Genomic DNA, 5,073 nt, shown 5'->3' on the forward strand with positions numbered 1-5,073 from the left:
CGAGTGAACCTCACGCACCGGCCGGCTGGCCAGCACCGCCCTCCCCCGCTCCGGCCCGGCCGGTTGGCGGGTGGTTACCCGATCCGCTTCGCGGTGGCGCGATGGCCGTTGCGTCGGGCGTTCCGCGTTCGGGCGGCGGAGCCAAGGGACGGGCAGGGCCGTGCGAGCGTGCGGCAGATTCGCGATGATCGCGTCGGTGCGCTTCGCGGGTTGGGCCTGCACGCAAAAACCCCGCCGGCATTGCTGCGCAGCGGGGTTTTCGTGAGATTGTGAAGAAGCATGCATGTGCTCGGCAGGCCTGGCAGCGACCTACTCTCCCAGGTCTTGAGACATAGTACCATCGGCGCTGAGGAGTTTAACGGCCGAGTTCGGGATGGGATCGGGTTCAGGCTCCTCGCAATGGCCACCAGGCCGGCGAAGCACACGCATTTGCGAAGCAAGGCTCTTTCGAGCGAACACTCTTTCGAGCATCTGGTCTTTGGATAGCTCACCTTCGATAGATATCGAGGATGAGAACGATCAAGCCAATCGAACGATTAGTACCGGTAAGCTCAATGCATTACTGCACTTACACACCCGGCCTATCAACGTGGTCGTCTTCCACGGTTCTCGAGGGAATACTCGTTTTGAGGTGGGTTTCCCGCTTAGATGCTTTCAGCGGTTATCCCGTCCGTACATAGCCACGCTGCACTGCGGCTGGCGCCACAACAGCTCCACCAGAGGTACGTTCATCCCGGTCCTCTCGTACTAGGGACAAATCCTCTCAATATTCCTACACCCACGGCAGATAGGGACCGAACTGTCTCACGACGTTCTGAACCCAGCTCACGTACCACTTTAATCGGCGAACAGCCGAACCCTTGGGACCTGCTCCAGCCCCAGGATGTGATGAGCCGACATCGAGGTGCCAAACGATGCCGTCGATATGGACTCTTGGGCATCATCAGCCTGTTATCCCCGGCGTACCTTTTATTCGTTGAGCGATGGCCCGTCCACGTGGGACCACCGGATCACTATGGCCGACTTTCGTCTCTGCTCGACTTGTCAGTCTCGCAGTCAGGCGGGCTTATGCCATTGCACTCGACGACCGATTTCCGACCGGTCTGAGCCCACCATCGCGCGCCTCCGTTACTCTTTGGGAGGCGACCGCCCCAGTCAAACTGCCCACCATGCAATGTCCCGGATCCGGATAACGGACCGCGGTTAGACATCCATATCTATAAGGGTGGTATTTCAAGGGTGACTCCACGAGAGCTGGCGCCCTCGCTTCAAAGTCTACCACCTATCCTACACATACCGACACGAATGCCAGTGCAAAGTTGCAGTAAAGGTGCACGGGGTCTTTCCGTCTGACCGCAGGAACCCCGCATCTTCACGGGGAATTCAATTTCACTGAGTCTATGCTGGAGACAGCGGGGAAGTCATTACGCCATTCGTGCAGGTCGGAACTTACCCGACAAGGAATTTCGCTACCTTAGGACCGTTATAGTTACGGCCGCCGTTTACCGGGGCTTCGATTCAAAGCTTGCACCTCTCCTCTTAACCTTCCGGCACCGGGCAGGCGTCAGACCCTATACGTCATCTTGCGATTTCGCAGAGCCCTGTGTTTTTGCTAAACAGTTGCCACCCCCTGGTCTGTGCCCCTCCCACATGGTTGCCCACATGGAAGGCCTCCTTATCCCGAAGTTACGGAGGTAAATTGCCGAGTTCCTTCAGCATAGTTCTCTCAAGCGCCTTGGTATACTCTACCAGTCCACCTGTGTCGGTTTCGGGTACGGGCTATAATGTGGGAGCTATTTCCTGGAACCCCTTCGAAGCCAGAACAGAACCAATTCGTCTGACAACACACGGGATTCGTCACTACCCACAGGCTCAGGAATATTCACCTGATTCCCATCGACTACGCCTTTCGGCCTCGCCTTAGGGGCCGGCTAACCCTGCGCAGATTAGCTTTACGCAGGAACCCTTGGACTTTCGGCGACAGTGTCTCTCACACTGTTTGTCGTTACTCATGTCAGCATTCGCACTTCCGATACCTCCAGAGGCCCTCACGGGTCCTCCTTCGCAGGCTTACGGAACGCTCCGCTACCGCTTGCCCGAAGGCAAACCCTAAGCTTCGGCGCGTGGCTTGAGCCCCGATACATTTTCGGCGCAAGAATCCTAGACCAGTGAGCTGTTACGCTTTCTTTAAAGGATGGCTGCTTCTAAGCCAACCTCCTGGTTGTTTTCGGACTCTCACATCCTTTCACACTTAGCCACGACTTGGGGGCCTTAGCTGTAGGTCAGGGTTGTTTCCCTCTCGACGACGGACGTTAGCACCCGCCGTCTGTCTCCCGCGCAGTACTTCCAGGTATTCGGAGTTTGGTTAGGTTTGGTAAGATGGTAAATCCCCCTAGCCCATCCAGTGCTCTACCCCCTGGAGTATTCACGCGAGGCACTACCTAAATAGTTTTCGCGGAGAACCAGCTATTTCCGAGTTTGGTTGGCCTTTCACCCCTAGCCACAAGTCATCCGAGACTTTTTCAACAGGCACCGGTTCGGTCCTCCAGTGCGTGTTACCGCACCTTCAACCTGCTCATGGCTAGATCACCCGGCTTCGGGTCTAATCCGACGAACTGAACGCCCTGTTCAGACTCGCTTTCGCTGCGCCTACACCTATCGGCTTAAGCTCGCTCGCCAGACTAAGTCGCTGACCCATTATACAAAAGGTACGCAGTCACCCAGGACGAACCTTGGGCTCCTACTGTTTGTAGGCATCCGGTTTCAGGAACTGTTTCACTCCCCTTGTCGGGGTGCTTTTCACCTTTCCCTCACGGTACTTGTTCGCTATCGGTCGCTGAGGAGTACTTAGGCTTGGAGGGTGGTCCCCCCATGTTCAGACAGGATTTCACGTGTCCCGCCTTACTCGAGGATGAATGATTGCATTACGTGTACGGGGCTATCACCCACTGAGGCCCGGCTTTCCTGACCGGTTCCACTTGTCGCTCATTCACCACTGGCCTGATCCGCGTTCGCTCGCCACTACTAACGGAGTCTCTGTTGATGTCCTTTCCTCCGGGTACTTAGATGTTTCAGTTCCCCGGGTTCGCTTCTAACCCCTATGTATTCAGAGCTAGATACCTTCATCTGACAACTGGAATTCCAAAGCTTCACAGCTCAGATTGCTCTGAAGTGAAACTTCAGAGTCCCAGTCGTCGAAGGTGGGTTTCCCCATTCGGAAATTTACGGATCAAAGCTTGTTCGCAGCTCCCCGTAACTTATCGCAGCGTACCACGTCCTTCATCGCCTCTCAGCGCCAAGGCATCCACCGAATGCCCTTAAGACACTTGATCGTTCTCATCTTCGATACCTACCCGAAGTAGGAACTCTGCTCGAACCTCCCTGTGCGGAGAGGTTCGGGGCGAGACGGTTTTGAGAGACCCGTCTCACGGTATCGAAGCTATTCTAAAGACCAGCTTGCTTCGCATCATTCGACGACGGTGCGGTCACGCCCCGACGGCCCTATCCACCGGATCCCAAGGGGACCGATGTTACGACCCGCCACTTGCATGGCAGTTCGAATGATTGCTTTTTCACGATGTCAGACAACACGCTTCGCCGGAGACAACGCTCTCGACGCCGCGAATTCAGGTTTTCATGGACGAGTGGGATACGACCCCGCGCTCGACATCACCCTTGAAGGATGGTGGAGCCAGACGGGATCGAACCGACGACCTCATGCTTGCAAAGCACGCGCTCTCCCAACTGAGCTATGGCCCCGGAAAGATGCAGCTCGCGGCAACGCCGCGCATGATGAGATGGTGGGCCTGGGAGGACTTGAACCTCCGACCTCACGCTTATCAAGCGCGCGCTCTAACCAACTGAGCTACAAGCCCCTAGCCAACAGTCCAGCCAGGATACATCAGCATCCCGACCCAGTGGCCTGGGCTCGTCCATGAAGAAAGAGAAACGAAGACGGCGGCGTCCCGCATGTTGCCGGTCTGACTGACCAGCTATGATCTAAGAGTTCCGATAAGCGTCGCGAGCCGAAGCTCAGGACAATCTTGAAGGAACATCCTTAGAAAGGAGGTGATCCAGCCGCAGGTTCCCCTACGGCTACCTTGTTACGACTTCACCCCAGTCGCTGACCCTACCGTGGTCGCCTGCCTCCCTTGCGGGTTAGCGCAGCGCCTTCGGGTAAAACCAACTCCCATGGTGTGACGGGCGGTGTGTACAAGGCCCGGGAACGTATTCACCGTGGCGTGCTGATCCACGATTACTAGCGATTCCAACTTCATGCACTCGAGTTGCAGAGTGCAATCCGAACTGAGACGGCTTTTGGAGATTTGCTCACCCTCGCGAGTTCGCATCCCACTGTCACCGCCATTGTAGCACGTGTGTAGCCCAGCCCGTAAGGGCCATGAGGACTTGACGTCATCTTCACCTTCCTCGCGGCTTATCACCGGCAGTCCCCCTAGAGTGCCCAACTTAATGATGGCAACTAAGGGCGAAGGTTGCGCTCGTTGCGGGACTTAACCCAACATCTCACGACACGAGCTGACGACAGCCATGCAGCACCTGTGTTCCCGGCTCCGAAGAGAAGAAACCATCTCTGGTAACTGTCCGAGACATGTCAAAGGCTGGTAAGGTTCTGCGCGTTGCTTCGAATTAAACCACATGCTCCACCGCTTGTGCGGGCCCCCGTCAATTCCTTTGAGTTTTAATCTTGCGACCGTACTCCCCAGGCGGGAGGCTTAATGCGTTAGCTGCGCCACTGATGAGCATGCTCACCAACGGCTAGCCTCCATCGTTTACGGCGTGGACTACCAGGGTATCTAATCCTGTTTGCTCCCCACGCTTTCGCACCTCAGCGTCAGTACCGGACCAGTAAGCCGCCTTCGCCACTGGTGTTCTTGCGAATATCTACGAATTTCACCTCTACACTCGCAGTTCCACTTACCTCTTCCGGACTCGAGATTGCCAGTATCAAAGGCAGTTCTGGAGTTGAGCTCCAGGCTTTCACCTCTGACTTAACAATCCGCCTACGTGCGCTTTACGCCCAGTGATTCCGAACAACGCTAGCCCCCTTCGTAT

General features: G+C 56.1%; 2 tRNA genes and 3 rRNA genes. All 5 read right to left on the reverse strand.

The window, feature by feature from the left end:
* Positions 1 to 296: 296 nt before the first annotated feature.
* A 5S ribosomal RNA gene (gene rrf / locus KHC28_RS01205) occupies positions 297 to 411 on the reverse strand.
* Positions 412 to 515: 104 nt separating this feature from the next.
* Positions 516 to 3,332, reverse strand: a 23S ribosomal RNA gene (locus tag KHC28_RS01210).
* Positions 3,333 to 3,683: 351 nt separating this feature from the next.
* Positions 3,684 to 3,759, reverse strand: a tRNA-Ala gene (locus KHC28_RS01215).
* Between the two features lie 39 nt (positions 3,760 to 3,798).
* Positions 3,799 to 3,875 (reverse strand) — tRNA-Ile (locus KHC28_RS01220).
* Between the two features lie 186 nt (positions 3,876 to 4,061).
* Positions 4,062 to 5,073, reverse strand: a 16S ribosomal RNA gene (locus tag KHC28_RS01225); the annotation flags it as partial.

Source organism: Ancylobacter sonchi (assembly GCF_018390695.1).
In the GTDB taxonomy this organism is placed as follows: domain Bacteria; phylum Pseudomonadota; class Alphaproteobacteria; order Rhizobiales; family Xanthobacteraceae; genus Ancylobacter; species Ancylobacter sonchi.